Source organism: Neorhizobium sp. T25_27, from assembly GCF_002968565.1.
In the GTDB taxonomy this organism is placed as follows: Bacteria; Pseudomonadota; Alphaproteobacteria; order Rhizobiales; family Rhizobiaceae; genus Neorhizobium; species Neorhizobium tomejilense.
On sequence record NZ_PVBJ01000005.1, the window covers coordinates 93,361 to 116,379 of the forward strand.

The 23,019-nt window shown below is 63.0% G+C and carries 22 protein-coding genes; 4 read left to right on the forward strand and 18 right to left on the reverse strand.

From position 1 onward, the window contains the following. Nucleotides 1–52 precede the first annotated feature (52 nt). The gene (gene trmFO, locus C5J24_RS16110; protein WP_105419263.1) at nt 53–1,477 is read left to right on the forward strand and encodes a methylenetetrahydrofolate--tRNA-(uracil(54)-C(5))-methyltransferase (FADH(2)-oxidizing) TrmFO; all 1,425 of its coding nucleotides are present in this window, start codon (nt 53–55) and stop codon (nt 1,475–1,477) included. Here trmFO and C5J24_RS16115 read toward each other — a convergent pair. From C5J24_RS16115 to yajC, 4 genes are all read right to left on the reverse strand, one after another. Continuing rightward, nucleotides 1,455–1,907 carry a hypothetical protein gene (locus C5J24_RS16115; protein ID WP_046668053.1) on the reverse strand — a complete coding sequence of 151 codons (453 nt, stop codon included), beginning with the start codon at nt 1,905–1,907 and terminating at the stop codon, nt 1,455–1,457. The two genes, trmFO and C5J24_RS16115, sit on opposite strands and share 23 nt — an antisense overlap. Nucleotides 1,908–2,025: 118 nt before the next feature. Further along, the gene (locus C5J24_RS16120) at nt 2,026–2,880 is read right to left on the reverse strand and encodes a phytoene/squalene synthase family protein (RefSeq protein WP_105419265.1); all 855 of its coding nucleotides are present in this window, start codon (nt 2,878–2,880) and stop codon (nt 2,026–2,028) included. Nucleotides 2,881–2,883: 3 nt separating this feature from the next. Continuing rightward, on the reverse strand, nt 2,884–3,270 hold the full coding sequence (locus C5J24_RS16125; RefSeq protein WP_046667957.1) for an Mth938-like domain-containing protein: 387 nt from the start codon (nt 3,268–3,270) through the stop codon (nt 2,884–2,886). A gap of 97 nt (nt 3,271–3,367) precedes the next feature. Further along, nucleotides 3,368–3,736 carry a preprotein translocase subunit YajC gene (yajC, locus tag C5J24_RS16130; protein ID WP_105401185.1) on the reverse strand — a complete coding sequence of 123 codons (369 nt, stop codon included), beginning with the start codon at nt 3,734–3,736 and terminating at the stop codon, nt 3,368–3,370. Nucleotides 3,737–3,932: 196 nt separating this feature from the next. Here yajC and C5J24_RS16135 point away from each other — a divergent pair, with 196 nt between their 5' ends. Beyond that, complete coding sequence (locus tag C5J24_RS16135; protein ID WP_105419267.1) at nt 3,933–4,805, forward strand: ATP-binding protein; 873 nt, start codon at nt 3,933–3,935, stop codon at nt 4,803–4,805. 73 nt (nt 4,806–4,878) lie between these two features. On the opposite strand, the gene C5J24_RS16140 is transcribed toward C5J24_RS16135, so the two are convergent. From C5J24_RS16140 to C5J24_RS16200, 13 genes are all read right to left on the reverse strand, one after another. Next, nucleotides 4,879–6,507, reverse strand: coding sequence for a peptidoglycan DD-metalloendopeptidase family protein (locus C5J24_RS16140; protein WP_105419269.1), 1,629 nt, complete (start codon nt 6,505–6,507; stop codon nt 4,879–4,881). Between the two features lie 147 nt (nt 6,508–6,654). Then, on the reverse strand, nt 6,655–7,293 hold the full coding sequence (locus C5J24_RS16145; protein WP_371412553.1) for a protein-L-isoaspartate(D-aspartate) O-methyltransferase: 639 nt from the start codon (nt 7,291–7,293) through the stop codon (nt 6,655–6,657). Between the two features lie 8 nt (nt 7,294–7,301). Further along, a complete protein-coding gene (surE, locus tag C5J24_RS16150) occupies nt 7,302–8,072 on the reverse strand; it encodes a 5'/3'-nucleotidase SurE (protein ID WP_046636880.1) in 771 nt (256 codons plus the stop codon). Further along, the gene (serS, locus tag C5J24_RS16155) at nt 8,072–9,355 is read right to left on the reverse strand and encodes a serine--tRNA ligase (protein ID WP_105401182.1); all 1,284 of its coding nucleotides are present in this window, start codon (nt 9,353–9,355) and stop codon (nt 8,072–8,074) included. The genes surE and serS overlap by 1 nt, the downstream gene beginning before the upstream one ends. A gap of 55 nt (nt 9,356–9,410) precedes the next feature. Beyond that, a complete protein-coding gene (gene tatC, locus C5J24_RS16160; protein ID WP_046608994.1) occupies nt 9,411–10,235 on the reverse strand; it encodes a twin-arginine translocase subunit TatC in 825 nt (274 codons plus the stop codon). Further along, complete coding sequence (gene tatB, locus C5J24_RS16165; protein WP_105419271.1) at nt 10,232–10,948, reverse strand: Sec-independent protein translocase protein TatB; 717 nt, start codon at nt 10,946–10,948, stop codon at nt 10,232–10,234. Before tatB ends, tatC begins: the two co-directional genes overlap by 4 nt. Before the next feature lie 33 nt (nt 10,949–10,981). Further along, nucleotides 10,982–11,206 (reverse strand): twin-arginine translocase TatA/TatE family subunit, encoded by a 225-nt coding sequence (locus C5J24_RS16170; protein WP_037084545.1) that lies wholly within the window; start codon nt 11,204–11,206, stop codon nt 10,982–10,984. Nucleotides 11,207–11,893: 687 nt separating this feature from the next. Continuing rightward, complete coding sequence (gene scpB / locus C5J24_RS16175; protein WP_046668054.1) at nt 11,894–12,586, reverse strand: SMC-Scp complex subunit ScpB; 693 nt, start codon at nt 12,584–12,586, stop codon at nt 11,894–11,896. A gap of 20 nt (nt 12,587–12,606) precedes the next feature. Beyond that, on the reverse strand, nt 12,607–13,425 hold the full coding sequence (locus tag C5J24_RS16180; RefSeq protein WP_205836954.1) for a ScpA family protein: 819 nt from the start codon (nt 13,423–13,425) through the stop codon (nt 12,607–12,609). Nucleotides 13,426–13,485: 60 nt separating this feature from the next. Then, nucleotides 13,486–14,502 carry a beta-N-acetylhexosaminidase gene (gene nagZ / locus C5J24_RS16185; protein WP_105419278.1) on the reverse strand — a complete coding sequence of 339 codons (1,017 nt, stop codon included), beginning with the start codon at nt 14,500–14,502 and terminating at the stop codon, nt 13,486–13,488. An 81-nt stretch (nt 14,503–14,583) separates the two neighbouring features. Then, a complete protein-coding gene (locus tag C5J24_RS16190; protein WP_105419280.1) occupies nt 14,584–17,754 on the reverse strand; it encodes an SPOR domain-containing protein in 3,171 nt (1,056 codons plus the stop codon). A gap of 66 nt (nt 17,755–17,820) precedes the next feature. After that, nucleotides 17,821–19,578 (reverse strand): arginine--tRNA ligase, encoded by a 1,758-nt coding sequence (argS, locus tag C5J24_RS16195; RefSeq protein ID WP_046636885.1) that lies wholly within the window; start codon nt 19,576–19,578, stop codon nt 17,821–17,823. Nucleotides 19,579–19,640: 62 nt separating this feature from the next. Then, complete coding sequence (locus tag C5J24_RS16200) at nt 19,641–20,858, reverse strand: deoxyguanosinetriphosphate triphosphohydrolase (RefSeq protein WP_105419282.1); 1,218 nt, start codon at nt 20,856–20,858, stop codon at nt 19,641–19,643. A gap of 136 nt (nt 20,859–20,994) precedes the next feature. Between C5J24_RS16200 and erpA the strand changes: the two genes are divergently transcribed. Continuing rightward, complete coding sequence (gene erpA / locus C5J24_RS16205; protein ID WP_105419284.1) at nt 20,995–21,324, forward strand: iron-sulfur cluster insertion protein ErpA; 330 nt, start codon at nt 20,995–20,997, stop codon at nt 21,322–21,324. Nucleotides 21,325–21,406: 82 nt separating this feature from the next. Next, complete coding sequence (gene xth, locus C5J24_RS16210) at nt 21,407–22,210, forward strand: exodeoxyribonuclease III (protein ID WP_105419286.1); 804 nt, start codon at nt 21,407–21,409, stop codon at nt 22,208–22,210. A gap of 27 nt (nt 22,211–22,237) precedes the next feature. Here xth and exoR read toward each other — a convergent pair whose 3' ends face one another. Then, entirely contained in the window at nt 22,238–23,008 is a 771-nt protein-coding gene (gene exoR, locus C5J24_RS16215) for an exopolysaccharide production regulator ExoR (RefSeq protein ID WP_371412552.1), read from the reverse strand. Nucleotides 23,009–23,019 lie beyond the last annotated feature (11 nt).

Sequence of the window (23,019 nt, forward strand, 5' to 3'; positions counted from 1 at the left end):
TCGGGTGCCTTTTTGATTCCGGTCCGGCAAATGGCGTGATAATGAGCCGGCCATGAGCAATATTTCCACCTCCCCCACCTCTCCTGCTGCCATCCATGTCGTCGGCGGCGGCCTCGCAGGTTCCGAAGCCGCCTGGCAGATCGCCTCGGCCGGCGTGCCGGTGATTCTCCATGAAATGCGCGGCGTGCGCGGCACCGATGCCCACAAGACGGACGGACTTGCCGAACTCGTCTGCTCGAACTCCTTCCGCTCCGACGATGCGACGGCGAATGCCGTCGGCGTCATCCATGCGGAAATGCGGCTTGCCGGTTCGCTGATCATGGCATGTGCCGACAGGCACCAGGTACCGGCCGGCGGAGCGCTTGCCGTCGACCGCGACGGATTTTCGGACGCGGTCACCGAAGCGATCGGAAGCCACCCGCTCATCACCGTCGTGCGCGAGGAGGTCCAGGGCCTGCCGCCGAAGGAATGGGATCTGGCGATCATCGCCACCGGGCCCCTCACCTCGCCGGCGCTTGCAACTGCGATCCAGGCGGAGACGGGCAAGGACCAGCTCGCTTTCTTCGACGCCATCGCCCCGATCGTGCACCGTGATTCGATCGACATGGATATCTGCTGGTACCAGTCGCGCTACGACAAGGTCGGTCCCGGCGGCACCGGCAAGGACTATATCAACTGCCCGATGGACGAGGCGCAGTACAATGCCTTCGTCGACGCGCTGATCGCCGGCGACTCGGTCGGTTTCAAGGAATGGGAAGGCACGCCCTATTTCGACGGTTGCCTGCCGATCGAAGTGATGGCCGAACGCGGCCGCGAAACGCTGCGTCATGGGCCGATGAAGCCGATGGGTCTCACCAATGCCCATAATCCGACGGTGAAAGCCTATGCCGTCGTGCAGCTCCGACAGGACAACGCGCTCGGCACGCTCTACAACATGGTCGGCTTCCAGACGAAGCTGAAATACGGCGCCCAGGCGGACATTTTCCGGATGATTCCCGGCTTGCAGAATGCCGAGTTCGCAAGGCTCGGCGGCCTGCACCGCAACACCTACATCCACTCGCCCGTGCTGCTCGATAAATCGCTGACGCTGAAAAGCCGGCCGGGCTTGCGATTCGCCGGCCAGATCACCGGCTGCGAAGGTTATGTGGAAAGTGCGGCCATCGGGCTGCTCGCCGGCCGTTTCGCCGCTGCCGAACGCAAAGGCGAAACGCTCCCGGCACCGCCTGCAACGACCGCTCTAGGCTCGCTGCTCGGCCATATCACGGGCGGACATCTGGTTTCGGAGGACGAGCCGGGCAAGCGTTCGTTCCAGCCGATGAACGTCAACTTCGGGCTGTTTCCTGAGCTGGAGCCGGGATCGATCGTCAAGCCGGAGGGCGTCAAGCGTTTCCGCGGCAAGGACAAGACGGTGATGAAGCGGCAGCTGCTCTCCGCCCGCGCGCTTCAGGATTGCGCTAGTTGGCTCGGTCGGGGCTGACATCCCCGGAAGGCGTCCCCGGCTTTTCCTCCAGATCGCGGTCGGCAACGCTGACATAGTTGTCGAGCAGCCAGAGGGCCACTTCGGCTGCCTCCTTTTCCGTCGAGAAGAGATAGGTGCCGTTCTGCGTCGATGCGTCCAGAAATTCGACGGTGAATCCCTTGGCGTTCGGCAATGGGGTCACGCGTACCCGGCCGGGCTCGATCAGAAAGCAGGCGTAGTGATTGCGGTGGCTGCGCATGAAGCCGGCCTTGTTGTCATGCAGCCGCACGAAGATGGCGTCGCCCTTGGCCGTCACATGCAGGCTGCGGATGGCCTCATTGGGAAAGGCACGGCCGAACTCGAGGATAGCCATCCCTGTATCATGCAGGTTGCCGTCCTTGTCCCTGTCCTTGCCGGACATTCGCGTGACGTAATAGGCAAGCGCCATGAGGAGTACGAAGATGATCGACCAGACGACAACGGGGCTCACACCGCTTCTCCTTATGATGGCGCCGGATTTGTGCTTCGTTCCTTAGCCGGCGAGCCTTGCGCGAATTTGGCGTCCGTCAAAAGCGCCTGGTGACGGAGGCCTTCATGAGCCGCAATTGGCGCCGCCACTGCGGCGGTTGCAGGGCCGAGTCGAGCACCGACGCACCTGCACGCACTGCCCGGCGCAGCACCGGTTCGGCAAGCGCCACAGGCAGATAGGCCGGAAAGACCGCTGCCGGGATAGTTCCCGACTTTCTCGCCTTGGCCAGATGCTCCAATCCAAGCCCGGCAAAAGCCTCGATCGCGGCGGAAATGCGCGGTCTGTCCTCGCCGCGCAGAAATGTATCACGGTCGAGCCCGGTCGCCGAGAGAATATCGAGCGGCAGGTAGAGCTGATGACGACGGCGATGGATCGGCATCAGCAGCAGGAAACCGGCGATCGCCTGGGCGACGCCCGCGTGGCCTGCCGCCTCCGCAGATTTTGCCGCATCGGCGGGAGAGAGAATCAGGCTCGCGAGCTGGATGAGTGCCGAAGCAGTCTCGCCGGCATAACCCTCGAGCGCGTTGCGATCGGTCAGCGGATCGTCGTAGAGATCGAAAATGCGCGCCTCGATCATGTCGACGAGCGTCTGGCGCGGCAGGCGATAGGTCTCGACCGCCTCAAGCAGCCCGGCGACGACCGGGTTGCCGGTGCTGTCGCCCGCAGCATTGCCTTCGAGGAGGTCGCGCCACCATTGCAGCCGGATTTCGCCCGGAAGCGGTTCACGCACCACGTCGCGGATACGGGCGACCTCGGCGTTGAAGGCATAAAGGGCCGCAAGTGCGCCGCGCTTGTCTTCCGGCGACAGAAGACAAGCGAGATAACGGTCGCGATCGGTCTCCCTGAGCGTTGCGAGGCAGATATCGCCGTTCTGTCTGGCTGATTCGGCCATCTGTCAGACGGCAATCAAAGCAGCCGCGACGGCGCGCGATTCGGCCAGCATGATGTTGAAGGTGCGCACGGCGGCACCGGTACTCATGGGATCGGAGGCGATGCCCTTGGCCTTCAGCGCCGCCTTCACCTCAGCCGGAATGGGCTTGAGATTGGCACCCGTGCCGACAAGCAACACTTCGATCTCACTGGCTTCGGCGAGCACCCTCATCAGGGAAGCGACCGTCAGCGGCTCGCCTTCCTGCAGCTCCCAGCCGTGGATACCCGACGGAAGGCAGAGCAGCGAGCCGCGATGCGACATGTCGGCAAAACGGAAACCGCCATTGCCATAGGCATCGATCGGAGCGCGACCGGGGAAATGGGCGTCGCGGATTTCGATGCCTTTCGCCATGGGTCACATGCCTTCTCGAAGAGGTTGCGAGCCGGAGACGATCCGGCTCTTTGAGTTCAAGGCCACGTACCAGACGGGCCCCTGTATCGGCGGCGCTTTAGGAAGCGGTTCCGGTCTTTGCAGGTTCGGTCTTGACCGGCTCGCCCTTGACGCGGACTTCGGCGATATAGGCGCGCATGGCGCGGATCTTTACGCCTTCGGCGATTTCGACTTCCACTTCGGTGTCGTCGACAACCTTGGTCACCTTGCCGGTTATGCCGCCGCCAAGAACGACCTGGTCGCCGCGGCGGATGTTGGACAGCGTCTCCTGGCGCTTCTTGGCATTGGCGCGCTGCGGACGGATCAGGAAGAAATACCAGACCACCATCAGCGGCGCGAACAGGAAGAGCATCTCAAGGCCGGAGCCGAACGCGGAGGCTCCCGGTGCTGCGGCTGGGGCCTGGGCGAATGCTTCGGTAATGAACATCGAAAACTCCTAAGATTACCGGAGACGCCGGGCCCCCGTTTCAAGCCGCCGGAATATAGTTGCGATAGGCCGGAATGCAACAGAAACACGCCAGCCGGCGTACCGAATCCACGGCTCTCAGGCTTTTGATGCACTAACGAGCATGTTACCGCAGCCAAAAGGCTCAAAAACTCGCCGATGCGACCGGAGAAACACCATGAGCAACGACATCAATACCCTGATCCTGACCGAGATCCGCAGGCTTGCGGATGCGCTGGAGCGGCTCGCCGGCCCTCCACCCGCCATCAACGACTGGAACGCCGCCGACTGCTTCGTCTGGGTACCGGCCAACCAGCGCCTGCAGCCGGTGCCGCGTCCGAACCGTGTCGCTCTGGCGCTGATCCGGGGCGTCGACCATGTGCGCGATATCCTGCACGAAAACACCCTGCGGTTTGCGGAAGGCTTTGCAGCCAACAACGTGCTGCTGTGGGGCGCCCGCGGCATGGGCAAGTCCTCGCTGGTCAAGGCAGTGCACGAGGACGTGCGCGCCGCGACTGCGATTTCCCTGAAGCTCGTCGAAGTGCACCGCGAGGACATCGCCTCGCTCCCTGCCCTGCTCGATATCCTCAAGGCTTCCGGCCAGCGCGTCATCGTCTTCTGCGACGACCTTTCCTTCGATCATGACGATACCGCCTACAAATCACTAAAGGCGGCACTCGACGGCGGCATCGAAGGCCGGCCCGACAACGTTCTGTTCTACGCCACCTCCAACCGCCGCCACCTCCTGCCGCGCCATATGATGGAGAACGAGCAGTCGACGGCGATCAACCCGTCCGAGGCGGTCGAGGAAAAGGTGTCGCTGTCGGATCGGTTCGGCCTGTGGCTCGGTTTCCACAAATGCAGCCAGGATGACTATCTGACGATGATCGACGGATATGCCGAATATTTCGAGCTTGGCCTCGACCAGCAGACGCTGCACCACGAGGCGCTCGAATGGGCGACCACCCGCGGCGGGCGTTCAGGCCGCGTCGCCTGGCAATATATCCAGGATCTTGGCGGGCGGCTGAGGAAGCCACTCTCCCGAGATTGAAACCCGGAAAAGCACTGAGAACGCAAAAAGCCCGGCACTGCCGGGCTTTTCTCCGTCCCCTGAAACGCACTACTTATTCAAGGAAGGTAATCGGGTTGACCGGGGTCGCGTCCTTGCGGACTTCGAAATGGACCTGCGGGCGTTTCGCGTCGCCGCTCATGCCGGAGGCGGCAACCGTCTGGCCGCGGGTGATCTTCTGCCCGCGCGTGACGTTGATGCTACCGGCATGGCCGTAGACGGTGACCTTGCCGTCGTCGTGACGGACGAGAACCGTGTTGCCGAGCTGCTTCAGGCCGTTGCCCGCATAGATGACCACGCCGTTTTCGGCAGCCTTGATCGGCGTGCCTTCCGGAACCGAGATGTCGATGCCGTCATTGCGGTTGCCGTCGACGTTCTGGCCGTAGCCGGCGATGACCGCGCCGTTGACCGGCCAGCGATACTTGCCGATGCCGGTCGACTGAGGCGCCACGGAAGCGGTGTCCGACTTCTTCTCGACGTCGGCGACCGATGCGTTATCGACAGCAGCCTTGGCTGCTGCCGGTGCCACAGACACCTGGGCAACCTGGGCAGGTGCGGCGGCAGCAGCCGGCTTCGGGGCCGCGGCTGCGGCCTTTTCGACCGGCTTCTGCGGAATGGATGCGGTCTTGACCGGGTCAGCGACAGGAGCCGCAGCGCCGTTCGCAACCTTGAGCGTCTGGCCGATGCGGACGCCGCCCGATGTCAGGTTGTTGGCGGCCTTCAGCTGATCGACCGGCGTGCCGGTTTCACGGGCGATCTTGGTGATCGTGTCGCCCGGCTTGACCACATAGGTGCCGCCGACGGGCTTGCCGCCCGGAGGCGTCAGCTTGGCGGGTTCGGCCATCGCCTTGTCACGCGCCGGGGTCGGCAGGACGGCGAGTTTCTGATCGGGCTCCCGGGCAGGCGCCGGACCCTTATTCTGGAGGTCGATCGTGCCGGCGGCATTCTTTGCCGAATTCTGCGCCGTACCGAAGGTCGGGATAAGGACGGACTGGCCGGCAGCAACGGCGCCGCCGTTTGCCTTCAGGATTTCCTTTTCCGGAACGCCGTAACGCTTGGAAAGCGTCGAAACCGTTTCGCCGGGCTTCAGGGTCACCTTGGGAGCGTTGACCGCGGACCAGCCGGACATCGGCTTCGGGGTCGTGCCGGTGACGACACTGTCGGCCTTCAGCGTCGAAGCGGACGGAGCGGACGGAGCGACAAGCGTGTTGGCAGCCGGCTGGCGGCCCGGGAATGGCTGGGCGAGCGCCTCCTGGCGAGCCGTATCGCGGCCCATCGGGGCGACGCTACGCTGCGCCGTGGCGCCAGTCGGAGCTGCGAGTTCGGTTCGCTGCACAGCAACGGGAGCGGATGCGGTGCGCGCCGGAGAGGTATACCCGCCGGAATTGCCCGGATAGGGCTGAGCCATGGCTGCGTTGCGCGAGCCGTAGTCGTTCTGCGGGATCGGCGGCAGCGCCTGAGCCTGGCCGGAGCCGAGATCTGCCTGCGGGGTCGGTGCGCGGCCATAAGCCCCACCACCCTGTCGCTGCGGAATGGACGCCGTCGTTATGTTGTCGGATTTCGAAAAGAGCCCCGAGAAACGGGTCGCGTCCGAACTGCACCCTGTCGCAGCGCTGGCAAGCAGTGCCGCGACAGCAAATTTGATTACGGATTTTCCGAATTTCGGAGAACTCTTCATACGCATGACTCGCTTACAGATACGCCACCATCGTGAGAGTCATTAAAGCGCGTTAGTCTTACTGCACCGTTAAAGGGCAGGCATTGTCCTAAAATTTTAGAGAAATTGATAACCATGACGGCCGAAACGCCGTCGCGGCATGGAACAAACGGCCTAGAGCGCCGCCGCAATATGCGGAACGATCGGCAAAAAAGGCACCGGGAACAGATCCTCCCGCTCGAATCGGCTGCCGGTCTTGGTGAGGCGCACCATCATGCAGGACTCGCCGTCGGTGAGCGGCGCGACCATCGAACCGCCATGCGTGAGTTGCTCGGCATAGAATCGCGGCAGCGAAGAAAAGGCCGCCGTGACGAAAATGCGGTCGAAAGTGCCCTCGCCCGGCATGCCGTTGCCGCCGTCCGCCTGGCGCACGACGACATTGCGCAGCCCCAGCGCATCCATGCGGCCGTGGGCGGCGGTGACTAGGGTGCGATATCGCTCGACGGTCAGCACCCGCTCGGCGATGCGGGCGATGACGGCGGCAGTGAAGCCGCTGCCCGTGCCGATTTCGAGCACCCTATGGCCGGGCTTGACCTGGAGGCGATGCAGCAAGCGCACGGCGAGATCTGCGCCCTCCATGAAGGAGCCGCAGTCGATCGGCACGGTACGGCTGGAATAGGCGTCCTCGGCAAGCGATAGCGGCACGAACTGCGAGCGCGGCGTCTGTTCAACAGCGGTCAGCAGATCGAGGTCGGAAATGCCTTCCGACCTGAGGCGCAGCACGAGCGCCGCAAAACCCTCTTTTTCGACCATGCCCGATTTCAATCGGCAGCTCCGAATCCCAGTGCCTTTGCCACACGATCCTGAACCGAATGATCGGTCAGGTCCAGTTTCAGCGGCGTTACGGAGATCTTGTCTTCCTTGAGCGCCTGAATATCGGTGCCCTCGCGGAAATGACCTTTCCGTTCGCCGAATCGCAGCCAGTAATAAGGCAGACCGCGGCCGTCATTGCGGGCGTCGATCGTCAGGCCAAAATCGAGCTTTCCCTGTGACGTCACTTCGACGCCCTGCACGTCGGCAGGTTCGCAGTTCGGGAAATTGAGGTTGAGGAAGGTGCCGTCGGGCAAGTCCACGTCAATCAGCTTGCGGATGAGGTCCGGCGCAAAGGATTCGGCGACTTCCCACGGCGCATAACGACCGTTCTCGCGTCGCACCGCCTGGCTCAGCGCGAAAGAGCGCACGCCCTGGAGCGTGCCTTCGATCGCACCGGCGATAGTGCCGGAATAGGTGACGTCATCGGCCATGTTGGCGCCGTCGTTGACACCCGAAAGCACCAGGTCCGGCTTTTCGGGCAGGATTTCGCGGATACCCATGATGACGCAATCGGTCGGCGTGCCGCGCAGGGCGAAATGTTTCTCGCCAACCTTGCGGAGCCTCAGTGGCTCGGAGAGCGTCAGCGAATGGGCAAGGCCGCTCTGGTCGGTTTCCGGCGCGACGATCCAGACGTCGTCCGAAAGTTTCCGGGCTATACGCTCGAGAACGGCGAGGCCCTCGGCGTGAATGCCGTCGTCATTGGTCAGAAGTATCCGCATCAGGCCGCCCGCTCGATCTTGGTCAGGCCACCCATATACGGCAGAAGCGCGTCCGGAATTGTGACCGAACCGTCCTCGTTCAGGTAATTTTCCATGACCGCGATCAGGCAACGGCCGACCGCGACGCCCGAGCCGTTCAGCGTGTGAACGAACTTCAGCGCCTTGTCGTCCTTGGCTCGATAGCGCGCATTCATGCGACGCCCCTGGAAATCGCCGCAGACGGAGCAGGACGAGATTTCACGATAGGTATCCTGGCCCGGCAGCCAGACCTCGATGTCATAGGTCTTGCGTGCGCCAAAACCCATGTCGCCGGTGCAGAGCGTCATGGTGCGGAAATGCAGGCCGAGGCGCTTCAGCATGTTCTCGGCGCATTCGGTCATCCGTTCGTGCTCGGCGACCGAGCTTTCCTGATCGGTGATCGACACGAGTTCGCACTTCCAGAACTGGTGCTGGCGCAGCATGCCGCGGGTATCGCGGCCGGCGGAACCGGCTTCCGAACGGAAGGACGGCGTCAGCGCGGTGAAGCGCAACGGCAGCTTTTCCTGTTCCAGCATTTCCCCGGCAACGAGGTTGGTGAGCGTCACTTCCGCCGTCGGGATCAGGTAGCGGCCATCCGTCGTCTTGAAGAGGTCTTCCTCGAACTTCGGCAACTGGCCCGTGCCGTACATGGCGTCGCCCTTCACCATCAGGGGCGAAGAGACCTCCGTGTAGCCGTGCTCCGTCGTGTGCATGTCGATCATGAACTGGCCGAGGGCCCGCTCAAGCCTGGCGAGTTGGCCGGTGAGGACGGTGAAACGCGAGCCGGAGAGCTTTGTCGCGCGTTCGAAATCCATCATTCCGAGCGCTTCGCCGATCTCGTAGTGCTCCTTGGCAGCATGGTTCCAGCGCGGCTTTTCGCCGACGACGTGCTTGACCACGTTGTCGTGTTCGTCCTTGCCGACCGGTACGTCGTCGAAGGGCACGTTCGGGATGCGCGACAGGGCGTCCTCGAGGGCCGCAACGGCCTCGCGCTCTTCCTGCTCGGCAAGCGGCATCGTGTCCTTGATCGACCCGACTTCGGCCTTCAGCCTTTCGGCGAGCTCGGAATTCTTCTGTCCGAGTGCAATGCCGATCTCCTTGGAGGCGGCGTTGCGGCGGGACTGCATGTCCTGAAGCTTCTGGATGACGGAACGGCGCTTGTCGTCCAGCGCCAGGAGGGTTGCCGCCATGGGCTCTGCGCCGCGCTTGCTGAGCGCCGCATCCAAAGCCCCTTCGTTTTCACGGATCCACTTGATATCGAGCATCTTGCCTTGCCTTTAGAGCGGAACGTCGCGGACTCGCAAGGCAGGCCGGAAGGCTTCAGGCCTTGTCCGTCTCCGCAACATCCGAAGGTTCCTGCTCAGAAAGCTTGTCCTCGGCACGTTTGCGCTCGACGAGTCGTGCGGCGTAGATGGAAATCTCGTAGAGAAGGATGGTCGGCAGTGCAAGACCGATCTGGGACATCGGATCTGGCGGGGTCAGCACGGCTGCGACCACGAAGGCCAGCACGATCGCGTATTTGCGCTTCTCCCGCAGCCAGTCGCTGGAGAGGATGCCGACGCGGGCGAGCAGCGTGGTGACGACCGGAAGCTGGAACACCAGCCCGAAGGACAGGACCAGCGTCATGATCAGGCTCAGATATTCCGAGACCCGCGGCAGAAGCGAAATGCCGACTTCACCTTCGGTCGGCGCCTGCTGCATGGCGAGGAAGAACCACATGACCATGGGAGTGAAGAAGAAATAGACCAGCGCGCCGCCCATCAGGAAGAGGACCGGCGAAGCGACCAGGAACGGCAGGAAGGCAGCCCGCTCGTTCTTGTAGAGGCCAGGCGCCACGAACTTGTAGATCTGCGACGCGATCACCGGGAAGGCAATCACCAGCGCCCCGAACATCGCCACCTTCACCTGGGTAAAGAAGAATTCCTGCGGCGCGGTGTAAATCAGCTCGGACTTGGCAAGATCGAGGCCGGCCCAGAGGACAGCCCATTTGTAAGGAACGACAAGCAGGTTGAAGAGCTGCTTGGCGAAGAAGAAACAGACGACGAACGCGACGAAAAATGCGCCGATCGACCACATCAGCCGAGTGCGCAGTTCCATCAGATGCTCGATGAGCGGCTGCGGCTTGTCTTCGATGTCACCGCTCATGCGTCGTCCTTCGGGGTATCGGCCTTTTTCGGCGTGCGCTTGCGGGCCGGAGCCTTGACGATCGCCTCATCCACAGCCTGGGCAACAGGAGCCGGTTTTGCCGCCGCGCGAGGGCGTTTCGGTTTTTCGACAATAGCTGCCGGGGCAACCGGAGCCGCGGCGGTCTCGACGACGGGTTTTGCCCTGGCGGCGGTCTTGCGGACCGGCTTCGGCTTTTCCACGACGGTTGTCGCAGCCGCTGCCTCAGGTGAGGCAGGCGCGGACTGGGCCGGAGCTGGCGCAGGTGTCGAGGATGCGGGCGCTGCCGACGGGAAGTTTGCGGGAACCTCCGGAGCGGCGTCGATGCTCGACGTGCCCTCGACAGCCTGCTGGGCCTCGATATCGGTCTCGGCTACGGCCGGCGTCGGCATCTGCGTTGCCTTCTGCAGGTCGGCGCGGATTTCCTGACCCATCTGCCGGAGCGGGTTAATCGCATCCCTCAGCGCGTTCGTCGGGTTCAGCCGCTGCGCATCCGAAATCGTCTTGCGCACGTCGTCGAGTTCCGACTCCTTCAGCGCCTCGTCGAATTGCGAGCGGAAATCCCCGGCCATCTTGCGCAGATTGGTCGTCATCTTGCCAAAGGCCCTGAGCATGGGCGGCAAATCCTTCGGACCAACCACGACGATCAACACGATCGCAATGACGAGAAGCTCGGTCCAGCCGATATCTAACATTCAACGAGGCTCCTGGAACCCGCCACTCGGCCATTACGACCGGGTGGTTTCCTTGGCCTCTTCAGCCTTGAGATCAACGGTCTTCGTCGTGGTCGTCGCGCCGTTCGCCTCGGGGGCGTCCTCGTCGCTCATGCCCTTCTTGAAGCTCTTGATGCCCTTGGCGAAATCGCCCATCAGTTCCGGAATCTTGCCGCGTCCGAAGAGAACGAGCACGATGACCAGAACGATCAGCCAATGCCACACACTGAAAGAACCCATAAGTCCAACTCCATTAGTACCGTTTCATCGATGTAAGCTCTTTATGATGCTTTTTCAAACACCAAAATGTCGTCAGTGGACACCTTATCGAGACGTCCTTAACCCTGCACGACAACTCGTCGGCGCGGATCCGGCCACGGCCCGGCTGACTGGCCCTGCGAACCTCTAACGTCTCGGATTCCAGGCCGCCGAGGGGGATCATCCCCACAGGATTCCCGCCGCAAGCTGGCCACCCTTGGCACGACACCGAAATGTCCAGCCGAAGCCAGCGGGGGTCACGATTGTGGGCTGCATAACAACCGCCATCTTTCACCACATCGGCGAACCAGCTGATTTCCATGAGAAAACGAGCGGCGACAAATGAGAAGGTGAACGATAGCGCTCGTCCGATCTACCGACCTGCACCTGAAGGACATCCTTCAAAAAGTGCGATTGGTCTGCCACCCGCATCGCCCCCTCGGCATCGTGGCTGACTGCGATCGCCGTCGCGACACTCTCATTAGGGTCGCCGGCGGTTCGGCTGGGGTAATCTCCTGTAGCCGAGAAACGAGGCCGGAAAAGGGCTCTACCATCAAAAAATGACCTACATCAGGGGCCCGCGCGAGCCATGGGACCCCATGTCTGCCGCAGGGGAGCGTGAGGTGCGACAGACCGACGCGTCCCGAGGGTGCGACCATCCCCGCGAAATCACTCTTCCGCTTCGCCGCCCGGCGTCAGGAGGCCAAGTTCCTCGAGGTCGAGTTGGGTGATCGGGTCCTCGTCCTCGGAAAGATCGTCGACATTGAGCGGGACGGGTATCGCAAAGCCCGGCGGGATGCGGCCGGAAAGCAGACCGGCGCCCTTCAATTCTTCGAGACCGGGAAGATCGCGCAGTTCCTCCAGGCCGAAATGGTCGAGGAAATCAGGTGTCGTGGCGAGCGTCACCGGCCGTCCCGGAGTGCGGCGGCGGCCGCGGAAGCGGACCCAGCCCGCTTCCATCAGCACGTCCAGCGTGCCTCTGGACGTCTGTACCCCGCGAATCTCCTCGATTTCGGCGCGGGTGACGGGCTGGTGATAGGCGATGATGGCCAGCACCTCGAGTGCGGCGCGCGACAGCTTCTTCGTCTCGTTGTCTTCGTTACGGATGACGAAGGAGAGATCGGCGGCGGTGCGGAAGGCCCAGCGATCGCCGGTCCGGATCAGATTGACGCCGCGCGGCGCATAGACCTCCGCCAGCTGCTGCATGACCGCATTTACATTGGTGCCGCGCGGCAGGCGTTCGGCCAGAAACGCCTCAGAGACCGGCTCGGCCGAGGCGAAGACCAGCGCTTCCGCGATCCGCTCGACTTCCGCCGACGAGAAGGATGGGAGTTCCGGCTCTTCTTCCGCAGCGATCGGCAGATCGTCGTCCTCTTGCGGCGTCAATCCACGCCTCCCTTGGCGGGCTGTGGTGGGGCGGGCTGCTGTGGCCCGGTCCCCTTGCGCAGAAAGATCGGCTGGAAGGCGCCGTCCTGGCGGATTTCGAGCTTGCCTTCGCGCACCAGTTCGAGCGACGCCGCAAAGGCACTGGCGGTTGCCGTGACGCGATCCTCCGGCGGCAGATAGGGCAAGAGATAGTGCTGCAGCGCCGTCCAGTCGACGATCTCGCCGAGCATGCGAGTCAGCAGTTCGCGGGCATCGACCAGCGACCAGACCTTGCGCCTCTCAATCGTCACGTGGGTGACGGCGGTGCGCTGGCGCAGGTTGGCATAGGCCGCAAGCAGGTCATAAAGCGTCGCGTCATAGGCGGATTCGACGCGATGCGGGATATGTTCCGGCGCCCCGCGGGCAAAGACGTCGCGGCCGAGGCGATTGCGGTTGACCAGCCGCGTCGCCGACTCGCGCATCGCCTCAAGGCGCTTCAGGCGAAAAGCGAGTGTCGCTGCCAGTTCTTCGCCGCTCGGGCCGTCGTCGCCCTTGGCCTGCTGCGGAATAAGCAGCTTCGACTTGAGATAGGCGAGCCAGGCGGCCATGACGAGATAATCGGCGGCAAGCTCGATGCGGACCCGCCGGGCGCTGTCGATGAACAATAGATATTGCTCGACCAGTGCCAGAACGGAGATGCGGGCGAGATCGACCTTCTGGGTGCGGGCCAGATGAAGCAGCAGGTCGAGCGGACCTTCGAAACCGCTGACATCGATGACAAGTGCCGGATCGTCTGTCGCACGTTCGGCGCCGGCATCCTGCCACAGCTTGTCCATCGGAATGGCGTTCTGCGATGTCGTCGTTGCCATTCCCCAACCTCTTGCTGTCGACAGCCGTCAGGAGACGGCGAGAAGACCCTGGAACTCCGCGCGGACCGCCTCCTCGCTCAAGCCGTCGCCCCGGCCGAAGGCCGCTTCCACCGCCTTCGCACGCCGTAGCGCTTCGCCGCCGAGCGGTATCGCTTCCTTCACGACGGCCTTCATTTCGTCCATCACGCCGTTGCAATGCAAGACAATATCGCAACCGCCCCCAACGATTCTCGCCGCACGCTCACCGATCGTGCCCTTCAGGGCGTTCATGGAGGTGTCGTCGGACATCAGCAGCCCGTCGAAGCCGATATGGCCGCGGATGATTTCGTCGATCACCTTGCGCGAAATGGTCGCCGGCTCATCCGGGTCGATGGCGGTGAAGACGATATGGGCACTCATCGCCATCAGCTCGTTCTTCATGGCGACGAAGGGCAGGAAGTCGTGCGCTTCCAGATCTGCGCGCGAGACGGTGACCACCGGCAGTTCGTGATGGCTGTCGGCCATGCCGCGGCCGTGACCCGGAATATGCTTCATCACCGGCAGCATGCCGCCCGCCCTGAGGCCGTCGGCGGCCGCCTGCCCCATTTCGGCAACCGTCTTCGGATCAAATCCATAGGCGCGATCGCCGATGACGTTGCTCGCCCCTTCGATCGGCACGTCGAGCACCGGCAGGCAATCGACATTGATGCCGAATTTCATCAGGTCGAAGGCATGCAGGCGCGACATCAGCCAAGTCGCCCGCAGGCCCTTTTCGCGATCGCGGCGGTAAAGCTCGCCGAGCACGGCGGCCGAGGGATAACGCTCGATCATCGGCGGGCGGATGCGCTGGACGCGGCCGCCCTCCTGGTCGATCAGCACCGGCGCATCCGGCCGGCCGACAGCGTCGCGCATGGACGCGACGAGATCGGTGATCTGCGCCGGCTCGACGCAATTGCGGGCAAACAGGATGAAGCCCCAGGGTCGTTCATCCCGGTAAAGCGCCACTTCGTCCGCGGTGAGGGTCGGGCCGCTGGAGCCCAGGATCATTGCTTTTGATTCGCTCATGGTCCGATCTTAGATCATTGGAGGGCCAACGAAAAACGGGGCGCCCAGGCGCCCCGTCCGATTTCTTCGTTTTTTCGGCGCTTACCGGCCGACCAGGCAGGTGCCTCCGGCGGCGCGGTAGCGTTCGCAGAGCGCCACGGCATCGTTCTTGCTGCCGGCCGGAATGCGGACGCGGTAGAACGTGCCCTTGCCGGCGATCTCGGCAGACTTGATATCGACGCCACGGCCGCCGATGACGTTGCCGAACTTGGCCGACAGGCTCTGGTAGGATTTTTGGGCTTCCGCCTGGGACGGCAGCGAGGCGATCTGGATCACATAGTCACCGGATCCCAGCGAAGCGACCTGGTTCGAGGCGGAACCCGGAGCGGCTGCCGCCGCCGGCTGGGCCGGAGCACGGACATTGCCCTGATCGGTAACCGCAGCGACCACGTTGACCGGCTGCTCGGCCGGACGTGCGATCGGAATCGGAGCCTTCGCCGCAGGTGCAGAGGCCTGCACCGGGGTCACAGGTGCCTGAGCCTGTGCGGCAGCAGGAGCAGGGCTAGGCGCCGCAGCAGCCGGGGTCGGCTGGGCGGGAGCGGCTGCGACGGGCGGCGTGACCGGGCTCGTTCTCACCACGTTGACGTGTTCGGCCGGAGCGGCCGGATTGGCAGGTGCCGAGACCGGAAGGATACCGCCAGCACCGGCATTCGAGTTAGCCGGCAGAGGTTGGGTACGGGCCGGTGTCGCCGGCACGGAAGCCGGGACTTTCTCGGGGAAAGCAGCGGCCGTTTCGACCGGCTTTGCGCCGGCGGCGGGCAGCTTGGCAGTTTCCGGCGCGGCGAGCGCAGGTGCCGCAACTTCCTGCTCGACCAGCTTGCCGTCGGGGCGGACGATCATCGTCTTGACCTTGCGCGGCATGACGGTCACGGGCTGCTGCTCAGCAGCGGTATTGTTCTGCGCGGTCCGATCCTGCGGCAGGAGGCGTGGATCCTCCGTCTCGCCGACATCGGTCGGCTCGATATCGTTCTCGCCTTCGAGCGGCAGCGTATCGGGCATCAGGGTCTTCTGCACGACGTCGATAGGCTCCTCGTTGGAGGAGATCAGGGTGCGCTGCTTCGGATCTTTCGGCGAAACGCCGGCGACACGGTCGTAGACCGCCTTGTCCTGGTTGGGGACGGTCTTGCCGCCCGGATTTTCCGGCGCAATCTTGATCGGTTCGTTGTCTGCGGCAATGACGACCGGTTCGCCGCCCGACACGACACCCGACACGCTGCTGCCGAAGAACGCGTAGGCGCCGAAACCTCCAAGGATCACAACCCCGGCAAGGACCAGCGGCACCGCCCAGCTGCGGGCGGAACGGCGGGCGTTCTCGACGGTCGCGACATAGTCGGCGTCGGAATAATGCAGTTCTTCGTGCTCGGCGGCAGGCAGCGGCGTCGTCAGGCTGCGGCGGAAATCCTCTTCCAGTGCCCGCTCGAAGTCGTCGAGATCCGTATAGTTCGGCGAACGGGCGGCTTCGGCGGCGGCCTGCCGGCCCCTCGGCGCGATATCGATTTCCGGCTTGCGTGCCGGCGACGGCTTGCCGGGCGCGGCCAGAAGCGTCGCAAGCTCGGCATCGATGTCGAGTTCGTAATCGGGACGATAGGCCGGCGGCTGTTCCGGCTCTTCTGCCGGTAGCGACGGTACGTCGAGTTCGGCGATCGCCTCCACCTGGTCTTCCGAATCGGCAATCTGGGACGGATCGAACGGCAGGTCCGCAATCGATTCCGGCTCTTCTACAGCCTGCGTCTCCACGACCGGTGCCGCCGCAGCGGTGACGGGCGCAACGCGCGCGACCGGCGCCATGGAAGGAGCGGCAGCAGGTGCAGGCTCGGCTTTAACAGGGGCTGGGGCTGGCGCCGGAGACGGTGCCTGAACCGGATGTGCCTGCGCTTCTTCGACGACGATCTCGGCAAGGTCGAGTTCGAGACCGTCAAGCGCCAACTCGAACTCCTCGTCGGAGAACGGATCCGTCTCGTCCACAGACGAGACCTCGGCAACCGGGGGCTTGGTAACCGGGGATTGGGCGGCCGGCGCATCGACAACAGAGGGCGCCGACGGCGCGACAGATGCGACGGCCTGCGTGACGGCCGGCCCGGGCTTCGCCACAGGCGTCGCGAGCGGCTGGCTGTTCGATGTCGGCAGCGTATAACGCTGGACGTCGTAGATCAGTTCGTCAAGCGCGGAGAACCGATCCTTTTGCGGTGCGGCGGCGATCGGCGCAGGCTGCGGCTCCTTTGCGGAAGCCGGCGGCTCGGCAGCCGGTGCCGGCTCGATCTTCGGGCTCGGGATATCGTTCAGGACCGGAGGCTCGAACGCATATTCGTTCGGCGCGGGCGCAGTTACCTGAGAAGCGGCTGCAGCCGCCTGTGCGGAGGCCGCAGAGACGTCTCGTGCAACGCTGAAATTGCTGAGCGGCATCCGGAAGCCTGGAATGTAGGCGCCCTTGCCCCTCTCCGTCTTCGGCTCCGGCTCGAACTTCGCTTCGGGTTCCAATTTCGCTTCAGGCTCGAACGCCGTCTCGGGCTCGGGGGCCGTCTCAGGTTCGAATGTCGCCTGAGGCACGAACCGGGCTTCCGGCTCGAATCTCGCTTCGGGCTCCAACGTCCCTTCCGGCTCGAACGCCGCCTCGGACTCGGCCGCAATCGAGTTTTCCAGCTCCGCAGCGAGATCGAATTCCTCCGCGGGGTCTTCTGCCGACGCGGCGGGCGACATCGAGCCTGCAGCGGGAAAGTCGGGCAGATCGAAAACGGGCTCCATGCGCGCGGATTCGACAGCCGGCTCGAATACCGGTTCCGCAGCAACGTTCGCGTCAACGACATCAACCGCCAACGGAGGCTCCTCGTCGCCGAAAATGTCAGCGCGCTCACTGATGGCGCTATCGGCCTGCGGCACTTCTACCGCGGCAGCTTCGGCCGGAACGAACTCCAGTTCCTCCGGCTCTACCGGCGGCGCGGCGAAATGCTGAGGGACATCGTCAAGCGCGATATCGTGAATGGGGTCGAGATGCGGCGTGTCATAACGTTCGAACTCCTGAAGAAGCTCGTCTTCGAGATTGAACGCCGGCTCCCGCCGCGCAGTCGATGAAGTATCGGCGGAAGATGATCCGGGCCTGGCAGCGACGGGGAGATCGTCGTAGCCTACGATGCGGGCGAGTTCAGCCAGCGGGTCATCATCGGCAAAGAAGTCCGGCAAATCATTCCGGCTACGCGCAAGGTTGTTATCGGCCATTACCTCGTCCACTCACCTACATTACAACGCATATGCCAGTGCAATGTGGGGAAATGGTGGCGATATCTACCGCATTTCTTCCGGTGCCGCAGTGCCCGTGATCCCAAGTCCTGACTTCAAAACAGAGGCGACAGCATGCACCAGCCCAAGCCTGGCAATACTCAATTCTCGGTTTTTATCGTTAACAAAGCGTAATTCCGGTTGTTCTTTACCCTTATTCCAATGCGCATGGAAGAAACTTGCCAGATCATAGAGGTAAAAAGCAAGCCGATGAGGCTCCTGCGCCTGGGCTGCAGCCTCAACGATCCTGGGGTATTCCGCAAGTTTGGCGACCAGCTGCATCTCGTTCGGATCGTTGATCAGGCTGGTTGAACCTTTGAGGTCGAGCGAATCGAAATCGAGACCCGGAAACGCTTCCTTTGCCTGCCGGAACACCGACGAGCAGCGCGCATGGGCGTACTGCACGTAGAAGACCGGATTGTCCTTCGACTGTTCCGTCACCTTGGCGAAGTCGAAATCGAGCGGCTCAGAACTCTTCCTGTAGAGCATCATGAAACGTACCGCGTCGCGGCCGACCTCGTCGACCACTTCGCGAAGCGTCACGAAGTTGCCGGAACGCTTCGACATCTTCACCGGCTCGCCGTTGCGGTACAGCTTGACGAGCTGGCAAAGGAGCACGGTGAGCTTCGCCTTGCCACCTGAGACGGCACGCGCGACGGCTTCCAGGCGTTTGACGTAGCCGCCATGGTCGGCGCCGAGCACATAGATCATCTCGTCGTAGCCACGATCGAACTTGTCCTTGAAATAGGCAACGTCCGCCGCAAAGTAAGTATAGCTGCCGTCCGACTTGATCAGCGGCCGATCCATATCGTCACCCACCTCGGTGGAGCGAAACAGCGTCTGCTCGCGATCCTCCCAGTCTTCCGGCAACTGGCCCTTCGGCGGCGGCAGCGTGCCCTTGTAGACGTGGCCTTTGAAGGTGAGGTCGTTGATCGCCTGGCGGATGCCCTGCGCGCCGTTGGCGTGCAATGCCCGCTCCGAATAGAAGACGTCGTGATGGACGTTGAGTGCTTCGAGATCGTCGCGGATCAGCGCCATCATCGCATCGATCGCCGTGTCCTTGACGATCGGCATCCAGGCGTCTTCCGGCATGTTGTGCAGCCGGGGACCGTATTCCGCCGCCAGGGCCTGCCCGACCGGCACGAGATAGTCGCCCGGATAAAGACCCGAGGGGATTTCGCCGATCGTCTCTCCGAGAGCCTCGCGGTAACGCAGGAAGACCGAGCGGGCCAGAACGTCGATCTGGCTGCCGGCATCGTTGATGTAGTATTCCTTGGTCACGTCGTAGCCGGCAAACTCCATCAGGTTCGCCAGCGCATCCCCCACCACCGCGCCGCGGCAATGGCCGACATGCATCGGGCCGGTGGGGTTGGCCGAGACGTATTCGACATTCGCCTTCTTCTCCGCACCAACCTTGGAGCGGCCGTAATCCGTGCCCTCGGCAATGATCGACGCGAGCAGGCGCTGCCAGTAAGGCGCACCAAGCCGGATGTTGATGAACCCGGGGCCGGCCACCGAAACTTCGCTGACATCGGCATCGGAACGCAGCGCTTCGGCGATGATATCGGCGAGCGCACGCGGATTGGTACCGAGCGGTTTTGCCAGAACCATGGCGGCATTGGTCGCCACATCGCCGTGGCTCTGGTCCCGCGGCGGCTCGACTGCGATACGGCCAAAATCAATCTCGCTTCGCTTTTCCTTGATGATATCAAGGCCTTCCAAAGCGTTCTTAATTCTTGTTTCGAAGTCGGCAAAAAGATTCATGTTCAATCATCCCCGAGACTTGCCCGAGGACCCTTGCTGGCCAGTGTCATTGGTGGCGGTGCCTAGCGCAAATCCGGAGTCTGGTCAAACAGCTCACCATGCGCCTTGATTGCGAACGTGTCGGTCATCCCGGCGAGATAATCGCCCACGTGACGCGCCCTCGCCGTCTCGCCGAGCCCGGCGATATGATTGACCCAATAGTGGCTGCGCATCAGCGACGGGTCATTCATGTAGGCGCCGAACAGGTCCGAGACGATCTGGGAGGCGCCGGCGCGGATGCGCATGATGTCCGGATGCCGGTAGATGCGCGAGAACAGGAGCTTCTTGATGCAGCGGTCGGTCTCGGCCATCTCCTGCGAGAACGTGGCGATGACATGTCCCGCGGCACGGACGTCTTGGGCGCTCTGCGGGGCCACCTTACCGAGATTGCGCTGCGCCACGTCGATCACGTCCTCGACCATGTGGGTGATCTGCCGGCGCATGATCTCGTGGGCGAAACGGCTCGGTTCGAGATGCGGATAACGTGCCCTCACCTCCGTCATCAGCTTGGCGAGGAACGGAACCTCGTCCAGCATCTCGAAGGTCAGCAGGCCGGAACGCAGCCCGTCGTCGATATCGTGGGTGTTATAGGCGATGTCGTCGGCGATCGCGGCGACCTGGGCTTCCAGGCTGGCATAGCTGGCGAGCTCCAGGTCGTGCAGTTCGCTATAGTCGCGGATCGGCTGCGGCACTGGACCGCGCGTCCCCTCGCCGGTGGCGGTCAGGAGCGGACCATTGTGCTTGACGAGGCCTTCGAGGCTTTCCCAGGTCAGATTGAGCCCGTCGAAATCCGCATATCGGCGTTCGAGCTTGGTGACGATGCGGAGAGACTGGGCGTTATGGTCGAAACCGCCATAGGGCTTCAGCATCTCGTCAAGCGCGTCCTCTCCCGTATGGCCGAACGGCGTGTGACCGAAGTCGTGGACCAGCGCCACGCCTTCGGCGAGATCCTCGTCGAGCTTCAGGGCGCGGGCAAGCGCGCGGGCGATCTGCGCCACCTCGATCGTGTGGGTCAGCCGGGTGCGGTAATGGTCGCCATCAGGGCTGATGAACACCTGGGTCTTGTGCTTCAGCCGCCGGAATGCGGTGGTGTGGACGATGCGATCGCGGTCGCGCTGGAATTCCGAGCGCGTCAGGCTGCCATCCTCGGGAAACAGACGTCCGCGCGACGCCCAGGAGTTGGCGGCGTAGACCGCCCGTTCGCCACTGCCGAAACCCAGCGCCCTGGTATCGATCGTCATGCCGCCACCTGTTTGTTCATCCGCCGCCTGCCGCCCATTGACGTGCCGTTCACGTCTTCATACCTATAGTGAAGCTGTGCGCAATGCCGGTGACAGGAATCTCTCCGGGCCTTGAACCCGGCAGGAGGCGGATAATATGGAAACCAATGTAACTCTTTCAAATGCGGCGGCCAAGCGCATCGCCGAAATCGTCGGCAACGAGACAGGCAAGCAGGCGCTGCGCGTCTCGGTCGAAGGCGGCGGCTGTTCGGGCTTCTCCTACAAGTTCGATCTTGCCGAAGCGGCCGCGGACGACGACGTGGTGATCGCCAATGGCGACGCCAAGGTGCTGATCGACAGCCTCTCGCTCGTTTACATGGCGGGTTCGGAGATCGACTTCGTCGACAACCTGCTCGGCCAGTCCTTCCAGATCAAGAACCCCAACGCGGTCGCCAGCTGCGGCTGCGGCACCAGCTTCTCAATCTGATAACTCTTCCTTCCGCGCAGTTCGCCCTTCCCAACGCTTCCTCTTTCGCTAAAAGAGGAAGCGAACATGGAGGCAAGGGCCGATGAAGATCGCCACCTGGAACATCAACGGCGTCAAGGCGCGTATCGACAGCCTGCGCCAGTGGCTGACCGATTCTTCTCCGGATATCGTCTGCCTGCAGGAAATCAAATCCGTCGACGAAACCTTCCCGCGGCTCGAGATCGAGGCGCTCGGCTATCACGTCGAGACCCACGGCCAGAAGGGGTTCAACGGTGTCGCGCTGCTGTCGAAGACAAGGCCTGACGAGGTGATGCGCGGCCTGCCGGGCGGCGAAGGCCCGGACGGACTAATGGACGAGCAGTCGCGTTACATCGAGGGTGTCTTTTCGGTGCCGGGCGGCGCTATCCGCGTTGCTTCGATCTATCTGCCGAACGGCAATCCGGCCGACGACCCGGTCAAGTACCCCTACAAGCTGGCCTGGATGGAGCGGCTGCGCCTGCATGCGCAGACCTGCCTTCTCCTTGAAGAGCCGCTGATCCTTGCCGGCGACTACAACGTCATTCCCGAGCCGCATGATTGTTTCGATCCGGCGGTGTGGGCGACCGACGCGCTGTTCCTGCCGCAGACCCGCGCCGCCTTCCGGCGCCTGGAAAACCTAGGCCTTATCGACGCGGTACGCGCCACGACGGACGCCACGAAGCTTTATTCCTTCTGGGATTATCAGGCCGGCGCCTGGCAGAAGAACAACGGCATCCGCATCGACCATCTCCTGCTCTCGGCGGAAGCCGCCGACAGGCTGAAATCCACGGCGATCGAGAAACATGTCCGGGCCTGGGAAAAGCCGTCGGACCATGTGCCCGTCATCGGCATGTTCGATTTCGGCTGATCGCCCGAAAGATCGGCGAGGCGTCGGTTATTCGACGCCTCTGGCGAACTCCTGAGACAGGGCGACCGCACCGCGGCGATCCTCTTCGCCGACGACAGAGAATGCCTGTTCCTGCAATTGCTGCATCCAGATACATTCCTTGGCGGTGCACTTGTCGAGCGCTGCCGTCATGAAGGCGAGCCCCCGCACCGTCTGGCCTTCCTGGAAAAGGACGTTGCCGAAAACCGACATGGCGCCCGGATGGCCGCTCTTGCGAGCCTGGTTCAGCCATTTCTTCGCCTGCTGGATATTGGCGGTACCGCCCTCGCCGGCGAGAATCATCCGGGCCAGCTGAAACTGGGCTTCTGCCACGCCGAACGTGGATGCCGCCTGGAAATAGAGCTGGCGGGCCTGCGAAAGATCGGGTCTGACCGGGCTGCCGGGAATGCCGCGGCGATAATAGTTGGCCAGCGACAGAAGTGCGTTGATGAAGAAACCGGTGTCTTCAGAACCGGGTTCGACGCCCTGTGCCGCGATCTCGTTATAGATCTTGAAGGCCTCGAAATCGTCCTTCGCGACGCCGTCGCCATAGGCGTACATATTGGCAAGAGCCCAGCGCGAACCGGTATGGCCTTTTTCGGCGGCATAACGATAGGCTTCGACCGCGTCTTCCTTCTGGCCGTTCTTATAGGCCTTGAAGCCGAACTTGAAGAGATCGAAGGGGCCTGACTCCTTCGTCACTCCCGACTTGATATCGAAGGCCGCAGCCGATCCCGCCAAAATCGAGGCGAGCGACGCTCCAAGAAGCAATACTCTCATGGATCCGATGT